The 1,929-nt window shown below is 66.4% G+C and carries 2 protein-coding genes; one reads left to right on the top strand and one right to left on the bottom strand.

The annotated features are described in order from the left end of the window. Positions 1 to 1,093 (top strand): efflux RND transporter periplasmic adaptor subunit (locus tag ACE3S9_RS19090; protein ID WP_374548057.1); only part of this gene is annotated, 1,093 nt, incomplete at its 5' end. Positions 1,094 to 1,341: 248 nt separating this feature from the next. Here ACE3S9_RS19090 and ACE3S9_RS19085 read toward each other — a convergent pair. After that, on the bottom strand, positions 1,342 to 1,929 hold a 588-nt coding region (locus tag ACE3S9_RS19085; RefSeq protein WP_374548056.1), incomplete at its 5' end, for an acyl-CoA dehydrogenase.

Genomic DNA, 1,929 nt, shown 5'->3' with positions numbered 1-1,929 from the left:
GATCCTCGTCATCGGCGCCGTGCGGGTGCTGTGGAGCCGCGGCGCGGCCGAGGCCGCCCTGACCGAACAGACCGCCCAAGGCCAGAAGATCTTCGTGCGCACCGTCGCGCCGGCGCCGAGCAAGAGCGTCTCGGCCTTGACACTGCCAGCGACCCTGCGCGGCGACAACGAAACCGCGATCTACGCCCGCGTCACCGGCTATGTCCGCTCCTTCGCCGTCGACATCGGCTCGAAGGTGACCAAGGGACAGGTGCTCGCCGAACTCGACACGCCGGAACTCGACCAGCAGGTGCGCCAGGCCCAGGCCCAGCTCGAACAGGCCAAGGCCAATGTCGTGCTCGCCGATGTGGCGCTGAAGCGCTGGAAGACGCTTTTCGCCCAGAATTCGGTCGCGAAACAGGATCTAGACACCAAGCAGAACGCCTATGACACGGCCATCGCCTCGCAAAATCAGGCCGAGGCCTATCTGAAGCAATTACAGGAAACAACCGCCTTCAAACATGTCGTCGCCCCGTTCGACGGCGTGATCACCGCACGCAATGTCGATCTCGGCAATCTGATCACCGCCGGCAGCACCGGATCGGCCCTGTTCGAAATGGCCCGCCCGGATCCCCTGCGCGTGACCATCGACGTCCCCCAAGCCTATTCAGGCGGCATCAAGGTGGGCGACGAGGTGACGGTGACCCAGCCAGAATTGCCCGGCCAGAAATTCCCGGCGCGTGTCTCGCTGATCGCCGGCGCGATCGATACGACGACCCGCTCGCAGCGCATCGAACTGACCCTGCCCAATCCGGACGGCGTTCTGACCCCCGGCGCCTATGTGCGGGTCTCGTTGCCCCTGCCGCCGAAAGGCCCGCTGTCGGTCCCCTCGAACAGCCTGCTGTTCCGCGCCGAAGGCCCGCAGGTCGCGGTGGTCGACGCCGACGGATTGGTGCGCCTGCAATCGATCGCCATTGTGCGCGATCTCGGCGCGACGCTGGAAATCACCCATGGCGTCACGCCAGCGGATCAGATCGTCGTCAACCCGCCCGATTCTTTGTTCGGCGGTCAGCGCGTAACGGTTGTGGCGGATAATAACGACAAGGCTAAGTGATCGCGGCCGCGCGAAAAAGTCGCCCGCCTCGTCTCGAAATCGCCCCTTGTCGCGACGCCGGTCGAAGTGACCGGCCCGGCGATTTATAACAAGTTTCGATGATCGCGACTCATCGCGATCATCGAGGCCCCTCGCATCAGCCGCTGGCCCGGCTTCAGACGGGCGTCGAAAAAGACGCCCAACCGGTCGCGTTCGCTCCTAACCGGTTCTCATTACAGAGAACCCGCATTACGCCTCGATGACCCGCGTCATTCGGCGCCGAGCCCGGCAATGTCGTAATCCGCGACGCTTTGGGCGCCTTCGGTCGCGCAGCGGAAAAAGGCTTCGGCGTGGGGCAGGACATGGCCGGCGAAATGCTGGGCCAGAGCTATCTTGCCGCGCAGAAACGTCGCATCGGCGCCGTTCTCGCCGAGCAACTCCGCCGCCCGCGCCGCCTGGCGCGCCAGCAGCCAGAACCCGATCGTGACTCCAAACTGATGCAGCAGCGGCACGGCGGCCGACGCCGTCCGCGCCGGATGGGCGCCATGCGTCGCCACGACCCAGGCGACCGCATCCTTCAGCCGCGCCGCCGGCGCCTGCAGCGCCGCGCCAAGCGCCGCGATCTCGCCTTGCGCCGCGCCCGCGAGCTTGGCCGCCGTCGCCTCAATCCGCGCGATCAGAATTCCAGCCGCCGCGCCGCCGTCGCGGGCGATCTTGCGGCCGACGAGATCATTGGCCTGAATGCCGGTGGTGCCTTCATAGATCGGCGTGATGCGGGCGTCGCGATAATGCTGGGCCGCGCCGGTCTCCTCGATGAAGCCCATGCCGCCGTGAACCTGCACGCCGGTCGAGGCGAT

Source organism: Rhodoblastus sp. (assembly GCF_041915505.1).
Taxonomy (GTDB): domain Bacteria; phylum Pseudomonadota; class Alphaproteobacteria; order Rhizobiales; family Beijerinckiaceae; genus Rhodoblastus.
This window is presented reverse-complemented; position numbering and strand designations above follow the sequence as displayed.